The following is a 20602-nucleotide window of genomic DNA, read 5'->3' as shown; positions in this document are numbered from 1 at the left end:
CAAAGATGACGTCTGAGCAATTGTTACGGGAATGCGCGGCGATGACGTACGCGGGACGCATGCGCCACATGGTTGAAGTAGGCCGGCTGGCGGCCAGCGATGAGAGCGTGCGGGAGACGATCGAGGATCTGGGGCGGGGCGATGTCTATCAGCGCGTGCTGGCGGTACAGTCGTGCCACGGCAGCCGCGACGCGGAACGGGTGCGGCAGGCCATGTTCGATCGCTCACGCGGCGTGCGCTCGGTGGCGACGGGGCTGGTACCGTTGCTGTGCGACGACGCGCAGATCCTGGAGCTGCTGGAGCTCATCGGCATGGACCTGAAGATGGCGCTGATCGCCCGCCTGCTGGCGCGCGGGCGCCACGCGGCGGTAGATGCCTATGTGGAGGCGCTGGCGGCGCGCCAGGATACCCATCTGCGACGCTTGCTGTCCTTTGCTTCCCCAGAAGTGGTGCGGCGTCACCTCGCACAGGCCCTGGAACGCCTTGATCAGATGCACTGGCAGCGCCTGATCCGCATGCATCCCGAGCTGGCCTTCGCCTATCTGCAGCAGCAGAGCGCCCGCACGACGAGCCGGGATCTCCCCCTGCTCCATCTGATCAATACAACGCTACCGACGCTGACCAGCGTCGCGCCGGACCTGGCGCTGGAATTGGTACGTACCACCATCAAGCATACGCCGCTGGGCCGTCTGTACATCTCATCCCTGGTACGCAAGCGGCCGCAGGAGATGGCGAAGCTGGCGCTGGCGTCCGACGAGGCGGTCTCCTCGGCCAACTTCAACGCGGTGGCGCATAAGCTGAAGTTGGAGACCCTGCTGGCGCTGGTGGAGCGCCGCCTGGTCTCGATCAGCTCATATACGTTCGAGAAATTCACGCCGGAGCAGCGGCTGGCCCTCTACAACGCCTTCGGACGCGGCTGGCGCAACGACGAAGGGGTGATCGACCTGCAGCTGGTGGCGGCCCTGCCGACCGAGCAACGCGTGCAGGAGGCACGCCGACATCTGGAGCTGCCGGCGCTGGCGACGCGTCCCATGGTACGCCTACGCTACGCCGCCCTGCTACCCTGGGATGAGACGCTGCTGGTGGTGGATAGCGCGCTGCACTCTAAAGAGGCCGAGATGCGCTCGGTGGCGCTGCAGGCGCTGATCGAGGCGACGCGCTACCAGGAGGCGTACATCCCCAATGCCTTGCAGCTGGTGCGCCAGCGCCGCAACGAGCAGGACCCGGTCAGACGCGAGATGATGCTGGCGCTGGCCGCGCTGCCCTACGGACGCTGGCGCGAGGAACACCTTCCCGAACTGGCACAGATCATCCGCGATGCCCTGGATGCCGCCGATCTGTCGGAACCCACAGCGCAGGCCATCGGGCGGCTGCTGATCCGCCTGCTGCCATACTATCCCGAGTGGTGCGCCGCGCAGCTGGCCATCGTCTACCGCGAGCGTGGGCTGGTCAACAGCTACCAGCTCGACCGCATCCTCTCCGATCGGGAGATCCCTCACATCTCATCGGCGCTGCTGCCGCTGCTGCAAGCCTGGCAGGAGCGCGAGCGGGAACACCACCTGCTGACGCTGGGCCTGATCTTCGGACGCCGCCTGCGCGTCTTCGAGGAGCTGGCACAGATCCTGGCGACCCTGCTGGAGCAGACGCACAGCCTGAACGTGGCCAGCTCCTGTGCCGCGCTGCTACACGAACACCAGCCCAGGCTGCTGCTGGCGCTGATCCCTGGCCTGCTGGCGCGCGACGAGAGCTATATCATTATCTCGGCGGTCTATCAATCCTTGCACCGCCATCGCCAGGACCTGTTGACACCCTACCTGGGACAACGCACCTTCGCGGGCAGGTTCACCAGCGGGCAGACGCATATCGTGCTGAACCTGCACGATGGCTTCTATCGCTGGCTCCCAGAGCAGCAGGAGATCTTCGCCCACACGCTGCTGGCCCTGACGCGCGACAATGTTCAGCAGACCTCGACCCTGCAGAGCGCCATCCAGCGCCTCGTCGCCATGCCCGCCATTGATCCCCAGCTCGTGCTGCAATTCGCCAGCGATGAGCGCCAGCCGGTACGCGACACGACCCTGCGCGCCCTGAGCTGGATGGACGCGGGACAGGGCGTGCCGGTCCTGTTTGAGGCCATGAACGATGACCGCGCCCGCGTGGCGATCTATGCCCTGCGCCGCGTCCTGCTCGCCATGCCCGCCCACGAGGCGCTCGACCTGCTGCGCTCCATGCCGTTCAAACAGGTCACCGTGGCCAAAGAGGTGGTGCGCCTGATCGGCGACCTCGCCACCGAGGAGTCCTACCAGGAGCTGTTGAGCCTGACGCGGCGTGACCTGCACCGCGACGTGCGGGTGGCGCTGCTGCGCGCGCTATGGCCCTACCTTGAGCGCGACGAGACCTGGGATGTACTGACGCAGGCGGCCAGCTCGACCGACAGCGGACCCGCCCTCGGCGTGGTCAGCGTGCCGGTCGATGGCCTATCACTCAAGGCGCAGCACCGGCTCACCAACCTCTTCACCATCCTGCTGGTCCACCCCGAGCCAGAGGTGCGCATCGCCACCCTAAACCGCTGCGCGGCCCACCCGTTCCGCGATCCCGAGCACGCCCTGCACGCACGCCTGCTCCAGTTGATGCAATCGGAGCTGCCAGACGAGCGCAGGACGGCCGCCCGCGCCGTCTTCGCCATCTACACCGGCAACGACGCCTCCCTGATCGGCGACACGGTGCGCCAGCTGCTCCCCAATCGCCAGGCCCTGCAGAGCACCCTGGATGCCTTTGCCAGCAATCTCTACTTCGGTCGCAAACACCTGCTGCCAGCCACCCGCAGCATCCTATCCGTGCTGGCCGAGGACCCGCTGACCCTGAGCTGGCAACTCTCCATCCTGTTCCAGGGGCTCCCCTGGCCAGAGGTGATCCAGGGCATCATCCAACTGGGACCACAGCTGCACGCCGACGCCCTCACCAGCGCCGCAGGCCAGATCGATCAACTCAACCGCAGACCCAACGCCAATCTGGCCGAACTGGAGGCGGCCCTGGCAGATCAGCCCGACGAACGCCTGCGCAGGCTGGCGCTCACCGCCCTGCTCGCCCAGACCCGCCAGGCCCGCGGCTGGAGCGACGCGCACATCCAACGCCTGCGCGGCTACCAGCGCGACAGCTCACCCCTTGTCGCCGCCGCCGCCCAGTTCACCTTCCCCGTCTAACCGATCATGCACCCACACCTATGGCCGACCGGGCAGCGGCGCAGAGGAGGTGTAATTATATTTGACGCGCCTATAAGACGCACGCAATTAAATTGTGAACAATTTAATTGCGTGCAATTCATGCCGCCCGAAAAAACAATACGTTCCACCTGGAAGAAGACCAAAAAGAGCAGATTGGGATGGCGCAGCAATTGGCAGAACGCTATTTTCTCCTTGATTTCTGCGTTGCTAAACGCAGATCGTAGACGGGAAGGTTTGTCTTTTCCATGAGAAGTGCGGCCAGTTGCTGGGTAAAGGCAGCATAGTCCCGGCCGGACAGCGCAACCTCACCAAAGCGGAACAGGCGATGATGACGAAATGGCGCCGCTTTCAGCCAGCAGATCATGTTTTCACCATCAGAGATCTCAAAAGCCTCGTGTGCAGGTACAGGTAGATGTGACAAGGTTCCGCCAGATGTGAGCAGTTGGCGAAAGGTGGGAGGATTATCAGAGGTGGGGAGACGGCAAAAGGTTGTACTGTCCACCAGGGCAAAGTAGCGTATGTCGCTCCACGCAATGGTGATGGTGCCGCGTCCATAGCGCGCAGTAATGGACTCGTCGTCGATCGTGAGCGAAGGAAGCAGATAGTATCCAGCAATGTACAGCCTCATTTCCATCCACATTCCCACACCCAGGCCTATGATCGCCATTGCCAGAAGATGTGGCGCCACAGCGTATACAAGGGGTTGCGAGGAATCAGCGAGGACAATGGTATAATTCGTAACCAGGCTCACAGCCAGCAAACATATCTCCAGCACTATCCGGATCGTAAAGGATCGTTTCCGTCGGCATGCGATCTGCATCGGCAGTGGTAACTTCTGAAACAGCGAAGGCTGGCCCTGTGCCAAAACGTGACCAGCTTCATGCAGCATGAGTGCTTCGCGCCGTAATGCAGCTCTTGCCTGCCGTTCTTTGCGATAGTGTTTATACTCAAAAAGAAAGGGTAGGGTACCCAGGAGCAAAAAATGCGTCTATAACCACAATTGCGCTTACAAGGAGCAGGGCAATCTGCGAACCATCAGGAGACCAGTTTACTATTTTGCCATTGCCGAAATAGTAGCAGCCACTAAGGGTGTAATCGTTCCCAACCAGGCTATGTAATCTCTTGCGTGCCTGGACATCCCATACATCCAGCTCTGTCGTCTTATCCGCGCGCTTCTGCTGGCAAAGCAGATATTTATTGTCGGGTGACCAGGCGATCCAACCGGTAAACGGGTTGGCTGGTAAGGTGGTCATGCGTTGCTGCTGATAATCCCAGAGATAGAGCAAACCATCATCTTTGAAGCTGGACATAGCCATAAAATTCAAATCCTGTGAGAAGCTTATACCCAAAAGACTCTGATAGCGATCATACGGAAAATCTCTGATATGAAAGGCGAGTTGCGTGTTCTGGAAGAGCTGAGCCAATACGGGGCTACCAAGGGCCAGGATGGTGGCGCTACCCAGGAGGCCCGCGAGAAATTTGCGCCGCGTGGTGGTGCCCACTGGCTTGACCTGTGGTTGCGCCAGAAAACGCTGCTGGCTGTGCTCGGTCTGTTCCGATTGAGCGAGCGTGGGCAGTTCTTGTAGTTTCAGGTTCTCCCAGGGCTGCGGCTCTGGATAAAAGAGTAGCTCGCACTCCTGGCAGCGTGGGCGAGAGAGTGGGTTGGCCGTGCCGCACATGGGACAAATTTGCGTATGCTCCATACGAGATGACCTCATTGCTTGAATTGCCAGTTTGGCTGACTGTATTATAGATGATTGGCTCGGTTTTTCGTCAAATTCATGGGCTAAAATGTGCTATTTTCTTTTCTCTAGTATTCAGTAAGGGCGGAATCTACGGTTTCTCATTGCTTAATGCATGGATACACATGGGGTGTCGGGATTGGGATGGCGCGGGAATTGATCGAGATGAATATATGAGCTCTGCCGTTTATGATTATAGCTGAGAGAGCCTGCTATGTATGGCTCATAGTCCAAAGGAGGTTTTGCTATGTTGAGCAACATTGCTGACATGAAGGTCATAGCAAAGCACACAGTCCTGGTCGGGTACCGAATCGCGTTGTCGTTACTACTCGCACTAAAGAGCGGCGACCGCGAAAATCAACAATTGGGGCGAACACTGGTAGTTCAAGGCAACTCATATACTCACATAGCCAGGGAGCCAGCACAGAAGGCGCGATGGGGTCCTGGTATTCGAGCAGCTTACCGATCTGGTAGTGCCACGCCGTCTGGCCGCCTGCGAGGTCAATGGCGTAGAGGTTCTAGTTCTAGAAGTGTTGCTGCTGCCAGAACCATACTGACCGCCCTGGTGGGCGCCGGTCTTGACGTACAGGCGGCTATTGCTCAACACGCTCTCTCCAGGTCCCTCCTCAAATGGGAGAGAGACCGGATCTTGAGACAGCAGTTTTCCACTCTGTAGATCAAAGGTGCGCAGGACATACGCCTGGCCGCTATTGTCAAGCAGCACCAGCTTACCAGCGGCGCTGCGCGCCATGTGCGGCGATCACCCAACCGGAGGCCACCATCACACAGGCAACGATCACAATAAAGAAGACGCCTCGGATGCGAACAACCGAGGTTTTGCGCTGTGAATTCGCGGGAAGCTTATCACCCATGACATATACTCCAGGCTCTCGTTTTAGCTGCTATAAATCGCGCTAGCAAGAATTCCCTTCTACATAGACGCGGATGAGCTCCAGAAAGTTCCCCTATTTCCACGCGCCACACCATAAACACGTAAGCCTGGAGTGCCTGCCCCCCTAAAGCGCGATCTTGCCGCTGCGCCAGAGGGCGATGTCGCGGTTGATGAAGGTGACGTAGTTGCGGTGCGCGGCGTCCCGCGGATTCTTAACGGGGGCGTATCTTGAGATGATCTGGTTGACGGTGGTGAGCTTCCACTGTCCCACGTACAGGTCGTGGATCAACTTGTACCAGGCGTCGAAGCCGTCTTCCCAGCTGGCGAACTGGGCGTAGCCGCCTCTCTGCTTATCGACGCAGGGGTGGTCGGGGATGCAGCGCAGGTTGCCCGGCGAGTGCGTATGGCTGGCCTCGCCGGCCCTGCCAAAGCTGCTCTCGTGATGGAAGAAGGCCAGGGCCACCACCGGATCGATATGGTAGCGAACGCCGAGATCGTAGATGACCTGCCCCTTGCCGGCGGCCGGCGAGTGGTAGTAGGCCAGAATGGCGTTGATCTGCTGCGCGCTAATAGTGGGATCGCCCACGACGGTAAAGCCATCGGCGGGGATCGCTCCCGGCACGCCAGGAATGCGCGTCGGCTGCGCGCCTGGATGGGTGACGGGAGAGGACGCGGACGGAAAAAGCAGGGCCAGCGCTACCAGCAACACGCATCCAAAAACACCAATACAGGCGACCACTTCGAGGATGCGGTGGACGCGCCGCGCCTTGCGCCTGGCCCACATGGCCTTCTGACTCAGCAACTGACCGCGATCCACCCGAGGTGGTCCTGGAGCAGCCGGGGCCGGCAGCGCGCCATTGACCGCGACATCCGGGGCCTGGTGTGCCTCGATCGCATAGCGCGCCTGGGCGGCGGCGCAGGCCTCGCAGCTCGCCACATGTGTCTTCAGTTCGGCCAGCTCGCGATTCGACAGGGTAGCGTTATGGCCGGCCGCCAATTTCTCGGCCCACGCGTCACAGGGTTTTAGATCCATCATACCAGGAACACATCCTTATACATCTTTCCTGGTACACGATTCAACCTGATCGTTTGTGGACACGAACCTCAACTTTGCCGCCGGGACGCAGGGCGAGGTTGTTGAGGATCACGGTTGGGCGAGGATGTGCTGAATGTCGGTGATGGTCTGCTGGCTGCTCTGAAAGTGGATGGCCTGCATGCCGAGCTCACGGGCGGCGGTGACATAGCGCAGGCCATCATCGATGAAGAGGCACTGCTCTGGCGTGACGCCAAGCCTCTGCATGACCAGCTGGTAGCTCTGCGGCTGCGGCTTGTGGACCTTCTCTTCGGCGGAGATGACGATGGTGTCCACCAGCTGGTCCAGTTGGAAGCGTCCGGTGATGAGGGGGCGCACATCGGAGGGGGCGTTGGTCAGGATGCCCATCCGGTAGGTGGGGCGCAGTGTACGCATGCAGGCGACGAGCTCGGCGTTGAGGACGATGCTGGCATAGAAGGCCTGCGCCACCTCTTGCCAGCTATCACGTCCCATCCGCAGCCTCTCCGCGACGTCCCGCCACAGCTCCGGCTCGGGAATGCGACCAGCAATCGCATCACGAAATACAGGGGAATCAAGCATCGTCCGTTCCAGGGCATCCATGGGCAGGCCATGCTCCTGCTCAAAGGCACGGCGTTCCACCCTCGCTCCATGCAAGAACAGCACATCAAACAGATCGAAGATCAGGGCTGAGATGGGCATGGCTGCCTTCCTTTCCGCTCTGAGGGAGCCTGGAGGCGCTGACGCCTCCAATTATTGTAACTACGGTGGTGTGTTTAAAAATCGCATATGCGATTTTTAAACACACCACCGTAGTTAAGGCTTTTACGGGCTCGCAGGCGCGTAGTATTCCACGCGTTAAGAGTAGTATTCGGGCGCCTTTTTAAGCTCGGGCCAGCGTTTCTCGTCGTGGCCGAAGACGGTCAGCGTGACGCCTTCGCGCTGCACCAGTTGAAAGAGCTTGCGCGCGCTGGCCAGAGCCTGGGCGGGATCAAGGTCCACGCCATTTTCATATTCGCGCGTCTCGGGATTGAGGTCGGACTCCATGGCGGCGGCGTCGATGGCCAGCAGTACAGGGCCGGTCTCAGGCAGACGCACCAGCACGGCCTGGTGGCCGGGCACGTGTCCGCTGGTCTCGATCAGCTCGACACCCGGCAGCAGCTGGGTGTCGCCATCAACGATCCGGTAGCGCAGAGATGGATGGTTCCAGTGCGCGCGCGTCAGGTTGAAGCGTGGAGAGTCACTGGCCAGCGCGAACTCATAATGCGCGCGCTGCACCACCAGTTCCGCCGTGGGGAAAGCATCGTGGTTACCGGCATGATCGGGATCAAAATGGGTACAGATAAGTATATCGATGTCAGCTGGCGTCAGGCCCAGGGTCGCCAGTTGCTCCACCACCGAAAAGATCTGCGGGCTTTCACCGCTATTGGGCTTGAAGGATCCATCCAGGGGCACGCCGGTATCAATCAGGATGTTTTTGCCGTTGCCGGTCTGAATCAAATAACCCGGCACCGGCGTCCCCTCAGTTCCAAGGGCCAGTTGCAACATATAGAGGCGAACCGGTGCCTTCGATACGGTATTCAAGCAATTCTCTCCTTATACAGCAGTCACTATAGCAAAATCGTTCCATACCTCATTATACATCCATTATATTTGAGGGTGCCGCCCTGCGGGCGGCGCGAGGGGGAAGAGAAGTGCTGGGGGACACCCCCAGACCCCCGGCAGGAGGGCCTCGCCGGCCCTCCTGCACCTCCCGCTTTGTTCGCTGCAAGCGGTGGAAAGGGGATGGGCTGTGCTGGGGGACTCCCTTAGACCCCCGGCAGGAGGGCGACAAGCCCTCCTCCACCTCCTGCTTTGTTCGCTGCAAGCGGCGGGAGGGGGGATGGGAAGTGGTAGGGGACACCCCCACGCCCCGGCAGGAGGGCGACAAGCCCTCCTGCACCTCCCGCTTTGTTCGCTGCAAGCGGCGGGAGGGGGGGATGGGAAATGGTAGGGGACATCCCCACGCCCCGGCAGGAGGGCGACAAGCCCTCCTGCACCTCCCGCTTTGCACCGTCGGAATTCGTAAAAGTCCATGCGGGCGGCGCGAGGGGGATGGGAAATGGTGGCGGAATTGCTCATGCTCCTAGCATGCTTGCTCCACGCCCCCAACAGGAGGTTCGGCGAGGCCCTCCTGCACCTATCGCTTTGCTCGCTTCAGGAGTTGAGGGCGGGCAGGACTTCGTGGGCGAGCATTTCGAGGGTGGTGGTATCGGGGAAGCCGCCGCCGCTAACCATGAAATAGTCGAAGCCCAGGTCGATAATGGGCTTGAATTGCTCGATGACCTGCGCGGGCGTGCCGACGAGACCGAGGCCGAAGGGTCCACGGTGTTTGTCGGTGAGCTCTTTGAGCTTGCGCTCGTTGGGCGCGCAGTAGCAGCCAATCATGGCGGTGCGGCGAATGGTTTTGGGATCTCGGCCGACAGCCCGGCAGGCTTCATCGAGCTTGTTGACCAGGTCACGCGTCTTCTCCAGGTCGCTGAAGCCGATATTCCACCAGTCGGCGTGGCGCGCCACCACACGCAGCATCCTGGGCTGAAAGGCGGCGACCATGATCGGCGGGATCGGCTCGGGTTTGGGCTGGCAGAAGGCGTTGGTGACACGGTGATACTTGCCCTCAAAGGTCACGTGGTCCTCGCGCCAGAGCGCCTTCATGATCTGCAGCGCCTCGTCCAGTTCCTCCACGCGCTGGCCCGGGCCCGGATAGGGGATGTTATAGGCCTTGCACTCCTCTTCCTGCCAGCCCGCGCCGATACCCATCACAAAGTTGCCCTCACTCACATACTGCAGGGTTGCCGCCATCTTGGCCAGCAGGGCCGGATTGCGGAAGAGCTGGCAGAGCACGATATGGCCGACCTTCAGGCGCGGCTCCAGCGCCGCCAGATAGGTGAGCGTCGTCCAGCCCTCCAGAAAGGGGTGATCCTCAAACTGCAGATGGTCGGGAAACCAGACGGAATCGAAGTGACCGGCAATCGTGGCCAGGCCGCGCCGCAGATTGGCCATAAACTCCGGCCGCGCTTGATTATCTCCCCCTACCGGAGGCATCCAACCGAACTCGATACGAGCCATTATACATCCTTTCGTACCCGGCACTGACATCTGAGGCCAGCGCCATAGTACCTGTATACCTCATGCTCAACAGCATGTTGCATACACATACATCTATACAAAAAACTAATGAGCAGCATTACTTATCTACTTGAATGGCATTGCTCTCTATCAAGCATACAACACGATGGAAAACGGCTAATAGTGGAGCGCCCCGGCTTTCTCTTTATCCACAAAAACAGGGTGAGAGATTGTCGGATTTTAGAGTATTGTGATGTCTTTATAAATAAATGCGAATATAAGGATACAAGAACTATGTGACAGGAATGCACGCCGCTATGCGCCCCGCATCGTTGCCAGCTGCAGGGTGAAGCGGCAGATACGCGCCAGACAATGGGGTCAGATACAAGGAGTGAAGTGATGGCACAATGGACCAAACGAGCATCCAGCGCCGACAATGAAGATGGTGGTCAGAGATTCGACATGGAGAGGCTGGTGACGCGCGCTCAACAGGGGGACGAGCAAGCGTTTAATGTGCTTTATCGACATTATAGCAATGCTATAAATACCTATTTAAATAACATGGTGGGGAACGACGGTTCGGGCAGTGAGCTCACGCAGGAGACATTTTATAAAGCGTGGTCCTCCCTATCCCAGCTGCGCAGCCCCGGTGCCTTCAAACACTGGCTCTATCGCATCGCCACAAACCTGGCATATGACTATCAGAAGCACCAGCATCTGTTGCCTACCGTTGCCTTTGATCGCTGCTCCGATGATTATTCCTCCCTGCAAGTTGAGGGACCCGAGAACAACTATGAAAACGCGGAACTGCTGAGGGAAGCTCTGGCTCTGATTCCCTATAAATATCGCATTTGCTTGATTCTTTATTGTGTTGAAGGTTGCACTCCCGCGGAAATCGCGGAGCAGCTCGATATTAAAGAAAGCTGTGTGAGTAAATACGTGAGTCGCGGCAGAAAATCTCTACAAACCATATATATGCAGTTACAGTTGAAGGGGAGAAGAATCGATGCATAGTCAGCCACCATGCTCGATCTGGGAGGAGAAACTGGCGTTGCGGCGTTGCGATCTCTCTCCGGCCGATCAGGACGCGTTGGATAAGCACCTGACCGGGTGCCAGGATTGCCGGACGCGGTTGGATAACTATCGTCTGATGGATGAGGCGCTGAACGCGCTGCCCCGGGCGACGATGAAGACCTTTCCGCGCTTGCTGGTGCAGCGAGAAGCGCGGGAGCGGGAAGAGGAACGGGAGGAGCCCTCACCGCCACCACCGCCAGCCACTACGGGATCGCGGCTGCGCCACGGTCGCAAACACACGGTAGTGAGCCGCCGTCACCATATAGTGCTGAGCACCACGCTGATGATCAGCCTGGTGGCTGTACTTGTGCTGGGACTGCTCAATGTACTGACAGGCGACCATACCTCGGGGACGGCTCAGCTGACGTTTCGCCTGCAGAATGATTATGTGAGCGCCATCGCCTGGTCACCCGATGGACAGTTTGTAGCAACGGGCAGCTGGAACCATAGCGTGATGATCTGGGACGCGCACACCGGCGCGGTAGTCACCACCTACAAAGACCACAGCGAACCGGTCGACGCCCTGGCCTGGTCTCCCAATGGGCAGTTCATCGCCTCCGGCAGCTGGGACCACACCGTTCGCGTCTGGCAGGTCTCCACCGGCCGTACCATCCAGGTCTATAGCGGCCATAGCTCCGAGGTCAGCAGCCTGGCCTGGTCCCCGAACGGGCAGTTCATCGCCTCCGGCAGCTGGGACCACAGCGTGCAGGTCTGGCAGGCCTTCACCGGGCACGTGAGCAGGATCTATACCGAGCACCAGGAATTCGTTGACGCGGTCGCCTGGTCGCCCGATGGCACGGAAATTGCTTCGGGCGGACGAGACAGCAAGGTCATGATCTGGAACGCCAGCAGCGGCATCACCAGGCTGATCTATACCTACACCATCAGCGATCCCGTCGATGCCCTGGCCTGGTCCCCCGATGGCAAAGAGATCGCCTTCGGCGGCCGCAACAGCCAGATCCAGGTGTATAGCACGCGCATCGAGAAGCTGCTGCTGGTCTATCGTGGGCATACCCAGGACGTCGACGCCCTGGCCTGGTCCCCCAATGGCAAGTATGTGGCATCGGGCAGCTGGGACCACACCGTACAAATCTGGGACGCAAAAAGCGGCGCGACAGCGTTCATCTATGAGGGACATAGCGACCTGGTCGATACACTGGCCTGGTCTCCCGATGGCAAGCAGATCGCTTCGGGCAGCTGGGATCGGACCGCGCAGATCTGGTCCACCGGACTTTAACGTAGAATCAATAGGGATCAGTGAAACAGACAGCGCGCAGCACCGGACACTCCGGGAGGATTGTTTATGCTCGTCTTTGATCGTCGCCAGCGGCGCCAGCTGGATCAACTCGTTGCGGATGCCATGACGATGCCTATGCCACGGCGCCAGTTCCTCTATCAAGCTATGGCGGTCGGGCTAAGCGTCGATGCCGCCTCCACGCTGCTCGCCAGCTGCGAACAAGAGCCTGAGCCGCCGGGAGCGGCGCCCGCCAAAGTGCAGTCGATCAACGTCCTCAACGAGTGGAGCGGCGAAGAGCAGGAATCATTCAAGCTGATCACCAGCGCCTTTACTCGCAAGACCGGCATCAAGGTCAACCTGGAGACGACGCGCGACCTGCTGGCGGTGCTCTCCACGCGCCTGCGCGGCAACAATCCACCCGACATCAGCGGCATTCCCAGCATCAACCATTTCCGCCAGCTGGCGGCGCAGAACAGGCTGGTCCGCCTGGATACCTTCTTCGACATGAAACAGTATCGCAAGAACTACGCCCAGGCCTGGATCGACTTCTCCTCCTACGATGGCAAGCTCTACGCGGTCCTGCCCAAGGCCAACGCCAAGGACACCATCTGGTATAGTCCCCGCGCCTTTCATGAGATAGGAGCCAGCGTGCCCCACACCTGGGAAGAGATGATCGCGCTCTCCGACAGACTGGCCCGCAAGGGCAAATATCCCTGGTCGCTTGGCATAGAGAGCGGGGCCACCAGCGGCTGGCCAGGGGCCGATTGGATCGCCGAGATCTATATCAACAAGTACGGACCCGACCTCTACGACCAGTGGGTCACGCATAAGATCCCCTGGACCCACCCCAGCATCAAGGACGCCTTTGAGATCTTCGGACGCGTCGCCCTGGGCAAACATTATGTCAATGGTGGCGCGGCGCTCATCCTCTCCACCAATTTCCAGGATGCCTCCTACCTGCCATTCGTGAAGCCGCCTCAAGCCTACATGTACTACCTGGGCGATTTTACGGCCGGCTTTATCAAGCACCAGTTCAAGGGCATCCAGAGCGGACAGGACTACAGCTTCTTCCCCTTCCCCGAAATCAATCCGCGCTACAAAAATTGTGTCATCGCGGGGGCCGACCTGATGGCGGCCTTCAAAGATAATGAGGGCACGCGCCAGCTCATGGAATTTCTGACCACGGTAGAGGCGCAGAGCATCTGGGTCAGGCGCGGGGGTGCCACCTCGGTGAACTCGGCGGTCGAGAAGAGCGTCTACCCCGATGAGATCGCCTGGGACGGCGCTCAGCAGATCATGCAGGCCAGCACATTGCGTGTCAGCGCCGACGACCTGATGCCGCAGGAGCTGGAGGATGCCTTCTGGAAAGGCGTGATCAGCTATATCGGCACGCCCGACCAGCTCGATGCCATCCTGCGGAAAATCGAGGCCATCGCCCTGATAACCGACCCATCATCATCGTCGTAGGCGAGGATGCCGGGGGCATCCTCCACCCGGGCTTGCCCCGGCTTTTCACCAACCACCGAGGGCCGGTCTCTTCTTTTTTGGAGGCCATAGATCGCGTTCAATTTAATTGCACACAACTAAGTTGAACGCAATCAACCTTGCTCCAAAAAGAAGGGGGATGTGGTATATTCTTTTTTGGGGCGTATAGATCGCAAGTGATTTAATTGTGCGCAATTAAATTGAGTGCAATTGGCCCGGCAAAAAAAGAAAACACACCCATGATGTATGAACAGGAGATTTTGTCACTATGACTTTCGCAACCTGGTGGCGCGGCGATCCTCTGCCCGAGCTCGCGCCTCTGCCGACGTTTTCCGCTGGCCCTGCCAACGACATGCAGTTGATCGCGCGCCTGAGCAATCAACCTCTACTGGTAGTGGACATACGTCGCGGGACAGGGGATCGCCCCTACCTGGCTTTGATGGGTGATACACCGGTGGCTTATGGCTGGCTGACCACGCTGGCGGGCAGCATCAGTGATCTTCAATTCAGATTCGAGCTCCCGCCGCGCAACGCCTATCTCTATGATTTCAAGACGCTGCCGCATTGGCGCGGACGCGGCATCTATCCGCGCTTGCTGCAGGCCATCATCCGGCAGAATCCAGAGATCGATCGCTTCTGGATCGGATACGTCCCCGGCAACGATGCATCCGCTCGCGGCATCGGCAAGGCCGGCTTTCATGAGCTCAGCGACTTCGTGATCGAGCGTGGACGCATCAGCGGCATGGTCCTGTTCGAGCACAGCGAGCGCGCCCGCGCCAACGTGGACCTCTTTCAGCTTCCGGTCATCTCTACCCCATCGTAAATTCGGCCCATGCGGCCGATTTCCCCTCCACGCACGATCTCGCCGAACCCACGATACTCGTGCGCTTTATTTCAAAAGCGAGTGTGATGGCGTGGTATCACGCAGAAAGACGATGATGTCGAACCAGTGCTTGACCGATCCCGGCGTGGATAAATCTTCCCCACTAACGCCATAATAGTTCATGACGTGCGCGCTGTTGAACCAGTTGCTGACTGGTCCGGCAGGCGTGCGGCGCAGGTCCAGGGCATACAGAGGCTTATCGACACTTCCGAATACAGCCGTGTAGGTACCGGCCTGTGGCGCTTCGAGGGAGGTCTGTACAGGCTTATAGGAATTGATCGAGGAACTAGTGTAGGTGGTATAGCTGCCACGATACACGTCTGTGCCAAGGGCCAGGTAGTTCTGGTGATAGCGCGCCCGCAGCAGGGCACCCAGATTGTTGGTCCCGGTGAGCTCGCCGCGCAGATTATAGCTCGTGTTATTGGCGATATGCATGTCATGTGCCCAGACAATCATTTTAGGCTGGCTCTCACCGGCGTGGTCGTAGAGCCAGGAGGCGTTCTCGGCCATGAAGGCATCACGCTGGAGATAAGCGGCGTTGTTGCGTCTAGCGTCAAGGCAAGTCACGGCCTGCACAACGACGCGCGCGTTCTGCAGCGCCAGCGCGAACTCCTGGGGCGAGGAGCGCTGCTCATAACTCTGCTGGTGCGCTTTGAGCAGATTGTAGACCTGTTGGGGCTGGTCGGCGATCTTCTGATCCAGGCTCAGGTACAGATCTCTCACATGGGCGACATTGGCTGGATCAACTTTTTGCAGGAAATCGGTGATCGCGGTCAGCTCGTTGCGACTCGCCTGGCAATCCATGCCGCGAAAGTGGATCTTCGTTGTATGGGCGGGATCGGCGTTGTACGCCCGCATCCATGTCAGCATGCTCTGATATTCCTGCGTCTGCCAGGCGGGACTGAGGTCGTTCTTCACGATATCTGAGAGCTGGCCGGGGCCGCCGTTAATATAGGCATCGATGAGCTGGGACTTGCCCCAGCTATTTTCCATCACGAAGATACGAAAATTCATGTTGCTGATCAGGAACTCGGTCAGGCGCGCCTTGAGCTGATAGAGCTCATGCGTGCCATGCGTCTGCTCACCCAGGCCAACGATCGTGGCGTTGCCGATGGCCTTCTGCAGGGGCGCGAGATCGTCCTGGGGACTGGCGGGATCAACGCTCCGCAGAGGGATCGCGTTCTGCCGCATCCAGGCCTGCACCGGGTCCTGCGTCTGATTATCAGGCGCGGGCCCCTGCGCGCAGCCGGCCATCACAGCGCTCAGACAAAGCAAGATCATAAGAAGAGAGCATAATTGGAATTTATAGGTGGTCATCGCTCCTCCTAAGCTACACACGACATCGTATGTCTTCATACATATACCTTTAAAAATATTACTTACGTCCATGTTCATCGCCTGCATAAGGTTTCGCCCCCGCGGTGCTCAGAATGTGTCTTATTCCCACCACTTTGAGGGCACGTGAGCGCCCCCGCACGCGCGTCCGCTACGCGGCCGCATTGTTTTTGTGTGTTGGTGCATCCGGTGCGCGGATGCGCACCGGATGCACCAACACACCATGGACTTGTGAGCCCCGGAGGTGCGAAAGCTCAGGCGTGCTGCAGGCGATGATCATGAGCATCAGACACGTTCTCAGAATGTGTCTGATGCTTGTCACCCAGGGGGACGTGCGCGCCCCCGCACGCGCGTCCGCTACGCGGCCGCACTGGTTTGGTGTGTTGGTGCAACAGGGGCGCTTGCGCGCCCCTGTTGCACCAACACACCATGAATTTATGGGCACCTATGGTGCCAAAGCTCAAGCACGCTGCAGGCGATGATCATGAGCATCAGACACTCTCTCACACATCCATTGTGTTTGGTGCAACAGGGGCGCTTGCGCGCCCCTGTTGCACCAACACACCATGAATTTATGGGCACCTATGGTACCAAAGCTCAGGCGCGCTGCAGGCGATGATCATGAGCATCAGACACTCTCTCACACATCCATTGTGTTTGGTGCAACAGGGGCGCTTGCGCGCCCCTGTTGCACCAACACACCATGAATTTATGGGCACCTATGGTGCCAAAGCTCAGGCGCGCTGCAGGCGGTGATCATGAGCATCAGCTACTCTCTCACACATCCATTGTGTTTGGTGCACGCGGGGCGCTAATGCGCCCCGCGTGCACCAAACACACCAAACCAGCGCGTCCACGCAGTGGACGCGCGTGCGGGGGCGCCCATCTGCCCCATAGTAACGAGAGTAAGCCACACTCCAAACCTTCCAGAGAGTTTATATAGCTATATGCTATTATATTTATAACATAAAGCTATATATTTTTCAAGTGGGGCAGGTGCGTGAATGGTATAAAATGGGTTATAAATGATGGTTAGTATGGAAAGGCGTTTGTATAAGCAATGTTAAAATGTAGACAACTTGAGCAGTCCGAGACGATACGAAAATTAAGAGACGAGTATCTGCGTACGCTGGTAGCGCCGGCGGACGGGATGTGGGAGAAGGCGGTTATCGCGCAGGCCGCGTTCTGGGAGATACACGATGGGAAACAGGTGCTGGGCGCTTTCTGCCTGGACGCCGAGGGGACACTGCTGCGCGTGCAGCTGCTGGAACCCTACCTGGAGCGAGGAGAGGAGATCCTGATCTGGCTCGTCTCCAGGCAGGGCATCCAGCGGGCTATAGCCAGCACGATCGAGCCGCTGTACTTCTCGCTGTGCCTGGATCTGCACATAAACATCACGCCGCACAGCTATCTGTTCCGCGACCAGCAGCGGATCGAGCCGCCAGCGGACCACGATCCGCACCACTTCAGAAAAGCCACGTCGGACGAACTGGACGCGCTGGTGCTCTTCTACAAGGAGAATACCAGCGGGCCAGGTGCCTGGATCGAGGGCTTCCTGCAGGAACGGCTCAGAAGCGAGGAGCTGTTCCTGCTGTTCGACCACCAGACGCTGGTGGCGACCGGAGAGTGTATCCCTAGTCAGGAGCAGCCGCCTTACGCCGACCTGGGCATGGTCGTGGCTCAGGCCTATCGCGGTCGCGGCCTCGGCAGCTCGATGCTGCTGCGGCTCAAGCAGCACTGCTACGCCTCGGGCTGGCGGCCGATCTGCTCATGCGAAGCCACCAATGCGGCCTCAAAGAGAGCCATCGAGAAGGCCGGATTCGTCAGCGAACACAGGATAGTGAACATCCAGTTCTGATATACGGAGTAATCGGACGCGAGGTCCGAACTTATGAGGAGGATTCATCTATGATCGAGATTGTGGAGTATGATGCGAGGTGGCCGGCGGAGTTTGCGGCGCTGGCGCGGACACTGCGCGAGGCGCTGGGAGACCTCGCGCTGCGCATCGATCACATTGGATCGACGTCGGTGCCGGGCCTGGCGGCCAAGGATATCATCGATGTGCAGGTGACGGTGAGGGATTTCGCGTGTACGCCGCAACTGGTGGAGGCGCTGGGGGCGCATGGCTATACGATAGCAGCCGAGGTGACCAGCGACCACCTGCCGCCGCTCTACCAGGGTCCGGCGTCGGACTGGGAGAAGCGCTACTTTCGGCCACCAGCGCAGCAGCGGCGCATGCACCTGCACGTGCGCGCCCTGGGACGGCCCAACCAGCGCTACCCGATCCTCTTCCGCGACTACCTGTGCGTCCACCCGGTCGCCAGCGCGGCCTACGCGCAGATCAAGCTAGCCATGGCACGGCGCGATCCCGATGACGTCGAGTTCTACTACGACGTCAAAGATCCGCTGTGCGACATCGTCATCGAGGCTGCCGAGGAGTGGGCGCAGACGACCGGATGGCGCATGGAGGAGAGCCCACAATAGACCGCTATCTCCTCCACTTTCCTTATTTCCTCACCTTCGTGGCGCCCATCGCGGCACCCTGATACGCTCATCCATTTATCACAATTCAGGCATACCTGTTGATGATCTCGTCGGCGACCCAGCGTGCGACGTTTTCGGGGTATGGGGTGGGTAAGCTGAGGATGATGTACGGGAAGCCGGCGTCAATGGATGCGGCAATCGCGTCGCGGGTGGCGCCGGGATAGCCGTAGGAGACCGGCAGGACGAGAGAGCGGGTGATCGTGGCGGGATCGCGACCGATCTCGGCACAGAAACGATCCAGCAGCGCACTTCGACGAACGGCATCATCGATGTCTCCACCGGGGAAGTTCCACCGGTCGGCGTGCTCGGCGACCACGCGCAGCGTAGCGGTCGAACTTCCACCTATCATTATCGGCGGATGAGGGCGCTGCACTGGTTTGGGACTACAAAACGCTCCGTGAAGACGGTGGTAGCTACCGTCGAAGTCGAACGGCTCGGTCTCGGTCCACAGCCGCCGGATGATCGTGCATGCTTCGGCGAGGCTGCCGACCGCGTGGGCGGAGTCGTAGAAAGGCAGACCGTGTGCCTCGTACTCACGCCGGGCCAGCGGATGGCCCGGTCGTGAGCCGGCGCCGATGCCAAATTCGAGCCGCCCACCGGAAACGATATCGACGGTGGCGGCGATCTTCGCCAGCATGGCGGGCGGCCGGAAACGGTTGCTGGTCACGAGCAGTCCGAGACGCAGCCGTTCGGTCTGCGCGGCCAGGGCTGAGAGCAGCGTCCAGCCTTCAAAGGTCGGCCCCTTCGGATCGCCAAAGATCGGCATCAGGTGATCGTAGAGCCACGCATGCTCGATCTGCGGGATCGTGTCCGCCTCGCGCCATACGCGCAGAATGTCGCCATAGCCAACCTGTGATGGGGCCGTCATAATCCCGAAACGCGGCCCGGTGGTGCGCGCCCTCATGTTCACATCTCTCATCGCCATATCTGCTTCATTCATCAATTGCCATTCCTCCATATACTATTAATCGGAACTGTGATCCGATTAATAGTATATGGAACGATGCTCCGATTTGTCAAGCTACTTACTGTTTGAGTCATGAATGAACGGTAGAGGAGATCATTATAATGTAAGAAGGGAGGAAGCAATGACAAAATTTTATTGCGACATTGACTACACATTATGCGGCCAGAATTATGCTGTGTTCCATGAGGTCTGTGTGCGATTACTGGGCATTGAGATGGCGGTGGACACGGCACGTTCCCTCTCTTCTGATGATTTCCTGGCCCATCCCGCCGTGGTGAAAATACGTGAGAAAATGGGCGATGATGAGTTCTGGTGGAAATACGAAGCGCTCGACTTCCACCCTCATGTGCTGCGCAACTGTCTCAACTTCAAAGGTGCAACGCAGACACTGACACGGCTGGCACACCAGTATGGAGGCATGCACTATGCTACCGCCCGCTATTTCTCTAATCCCGAGAAACAAGCGAGAGTGGCTGAACTGACCACCTACTGGCTCGCCAAATACCGCTATCCCAACCCTGATCAGGTCGCCTACTGCGATGGCGGCCAGGGCAAATTAACACATCTGCTTCAGCGGGCGCGTGGTACGGGTGAGCAGATCGTCCTCATTGACGATTCCGCAGCACGGCTGGTGCCTCTAGTAGATCTGCTACCGGCGGCAGATCAGGCACTATTCCGCCAGCACATCATCCTTATCGGCATCCATTGTCCTTGGTACACTGGCCTCAGCATTGCGTCATGGCAAGATAGTGAGCAGTTATTTACGCTATTGGAAGGAGCCCGCGATGAGCAAGAACAAGCGCACAAAAAAGTTTCCTGACAGCCCAAAGGACACGCCGCGTGAGGGCATTTTTGATCCCGAAATCGATGGCTGGGCAGAAGAAGCTGATGAGGACCATTTCGATCATCCCCTGGATAAAGAAGATTTCGACTTCGAAAATCCATCGGGCAAATACACGCCTCGCGGCCCCAAATCAAGCAAGTACGGCTATTTAGGGAAAGATCGCGACTAAATTGAAGTATCGACAAAGTCCCCTGTGAAACATCAAATCCTATATGCACG

General features: G+C 59.0%; 19 protein-coding genes. 9 read left to right on the top strand and 10 right to left on the bottom strand.

The window, feature by feature from the left end; translation table 11 throughout:
• Positions 1–5: 5 nt before the first annotated feature.
• On the top strand, positions 6–3200 hold the full coding sequence (locus KTT_RS21850) for a hypothetical protein (protein WP_126598193.1): 3195 nt from the start codon (positions 6–8) through the stop codon (positions 3198–3200).
• 202 nt (positions 3201–3402) lie between these two features.
• Here KTT_RS21850 and KTT_RS36815 read toward each other — a convergent pair whose 3' ends face one another.
• From KTT_RS36815 to KTT_RS21815, 8 genes are all read right to left on the bottom strand, one after another.
• Positions 3403–4110 carry a PH domain-containing protein gene (locus tag KTT_RS36815; protein WP_126598191.1) on the bottom strand — a complete coding sequence of 236 codons (708 nt, stop codon included), beginning with the start codon at positions 4108–4110 and terminating at the stop codon, positions 3403–3405.
• A gap of 58 nt (positions 4111–4168) precedes the next feature.
• On the bottom strand, positions 4169–4924 hold the full coding sequence (locus tag KTT_RS21840) for a WD40 repeat domain-containing protein (protein ID WP_126598189.1): 756 nt from the start codon (positions 4922–4924) through the stop codon (positions 4169–4171).
• A 433-nt stretch (positions 4925–5357) separates the two neighbouring features.
• The gene (locus KTT_RS21835) at positions 5358–5714 is read right to left on the bottom strand and encodes a hypothetical protein (RefSeq protein WP_126598187.1); all 357 of its coding nucleotides are present in this window, start codon (positions 5712–5714) and stop codon (positions 5358–5360) included.
• Entirely contained in the window at positions 5692–5835 is a 144-nt protein-coding gene (locus KTT_RS36230) for a hypothetical protein (protein WP_160146034.1), read from the bottom strand. Before KTT_RS36230 ends, KTT_RS21835 begins: the two co-directional genes overlap by 23 nt.
• A gap of 144 nt (positions 5836–5979) precedes the next feature.
• Positions 5980–6657: a glucosaminidase domain-containing protein gene (locus KTT_RS21830; RefSeq protein WP_160146033.1), complete on the bottom strand. Its 678-nt coding sequence runs from the start codon at positions 6655–6657 to the stop codon at positions 5980–5982.
• Between the two features lie 342 nt (positions 6658–6999).
• On the bottom strand, positions 7000–7608 hold the full coding sequence (locus tag KTT_RS21825) for an HAD family hydrolase (protein ID WP_126598183.1): 609 nt from the start codon (positions 7606–7608) through the stop codon (positions 7000–7002).
• 156 nt (positions 7609–7764) lie between these two features.
• A complete protein-coding gene (locus tag KTT_RS21820) occupies positions 7765–8490 on the bottom strand; it encodes an N-acyl homoserine lactonase family protein (RefSeq protein WP_235845798.1) in 726 nt (241 codons plus the stop codon).
• Between the two features lie 612 nt (positions 8491–9102).
• Complete coding sequence (locus tag KTT_RS21815) at positions 9103–10044, bottom strand: LLM class flavin-dependent oxidoreductase (protein WP_126598181.1); 942 nt, start codon at positions 10042–10044, stop codon at positions 9103–9105.
• Between the two features lie 369 nt (positions 10045–10413).
• Here KTT_RS21815 and KTT_RS21810 point away from each other — a divergent pair, with 369 nt between their 5' ends.
• The 4 genes from KTT_RS21810 (at position 10414) to KTT_RS21795 (ending at position 14633) form a co-directional block, all read left to right on the top strand.
• Positions 10414–11028, top strand: a complete 615-nt coding sequence (locus tag KTT_RS21810) for an RNA polymerase sigma factor (RefSeq protein WP_160146032.1) — start codon at positions 10414–10416, stop codon at positions 11026–11028.
• The gene (locus tag KTT_RS21805; protein WP_126598178.1) at positions 11021–12325 is read left to right on the top strand and encodes a WD40 domain-containing protein; all 1305 of its coding nucleotides are present in this window, start codon (positions 11021–11023) and stop codon (positions 12323–12325) included. Before KTT_RS21810 ends, KTT_RS21805 begins: the two co-directional genes overlap by 8 nt.
• 66 nt (positions 12326–12391) lie before the next feature.
• Positions 12392–13792 (top strand): ABC transporter substrate-binding protein, encoded by a 1401-nt coding sequence (locus tag KTT_RS21800; RefSeq protein WP_126598176.1) that lies wholly within the window; start codon positions 12392–12394, stop codon positions 13790–13792.
• 286 nt (positions 13793–14078) lie between these two features.
• The gene (locus tag KTT_RS21795) at positions 14079–14633 is read left to right on the top strand and encodes a GNAT family N-acetyltransferase (protein WP_126598174.1); all 555 of its coding nucleotides are present in this window, start codon (positions 14079–14081) and stop codon (positions 14631–14633) included.
• A gap of 66 nt (positions 14634–14699) precedes the next feature.
• Here the strand turns inward: KTT_RS21795 and KTT_RS21790 are convergent, their stop codons facing one another.
• Positions 14700–16049 carry an erythromycin esterase family protein gene (locus KTT_RS21790; protein ID WP_160146031.1) on the bottom strand — a complete coding sequence of 450 codons (1350 nt, stop codon included), beginning with the start codon at positions 16047–16049 and terminating at the stop codon, positions 14700–14702.
• Between the two features lie 1039 nt (positions 16050–17088).
• On the opposite strand from KTT_RS21790, the gene KTT_RS21785 reads away from it, so the two are divergent.
• Entirely contained in the window at positions 17089–17886 is a 798-nt protein-coding gene (locus KTT_RS21785; protein ID WP_126598170.1) for a GNAT family N-acetyltransferase, read from the top strand.
• On the top strand, positions 17799–18512 hold the full coding sequence (locus KTT_RS21780; protein ID WP_126598168.1) for a GrpB family protein: 714 nt from the start codon (positions 17799–17801) through the stop codon (positions 18510–18512). Before KTT_RS21785 ends, KTT_RS21780 begins: the two co-directional genes overlap by 88 nt.
• Positions 18513–18597: 85 nt before the next feature.
• Here KTT_RS21780 and KTT_RS21775 read toward each other — a convergent pair whose 3' ends face one another.
• Complete coding sequence (locus KTT_RS21775) at positions 18598–19512, bottom strand: LLM class flavin-dependent oxidoreductase (RefSeq protein ID WP_235845797.1); 915 nt, start codon at positions 19510–19512, stop codon at positions 18598–18600.
• A gap of 148 nt (positions 19513–19660) precedes the next feature.
• Between KTT_RS21775 and KTT_RS21770 the strand changes: the two genes are divergently transcribed.
• Both KTT_RS21770 and KTT_RS21765 read left to right on the top strand, forming a co-directional pair.
• Positions 19661–20359 (top strand): hypothetical protein, encoded by a 699-nt coding sequence (locus KTT_RS21770; protein WP_126598166.1) that lies wholly within the window; start codon positions 19661–19663, stop codon positions 20357–20359.
• The gene (locus tag KTT_RS21765) at positions 20325–20552 is read left to right on the top strand and encodes a hypothetical protein (RefSeq protein ID WP_126598164.1); all 228 of its coding nucleotides are present in this window, start codon (positions 20325–20327) and stop codon (positions 20550–20552) included. The genes KTT_RS21770 and KTT_RS21765 overlap by 35 nt, the downstream gene beginning before the upstream one ends.
• The last annotated feature ends 50 nt before the right edge of the window (positions 20553–20602 follow it).

Source organism: Dictyobacter aurantiacus, from assembly GCF_003967515.1.
GTDB classification, from domain to species: Bacteria; Chloroflexota; Ktedonobacteria; order Ktedonobacterales; family Ktedonobacteraceae; genus Dictyobacter; species Dictyobacter aurantiacus.
Note: the sequence above shows the minus strand (reverse complement) of the source record. Positions and strands in the feature narration are given on the sequence as shown.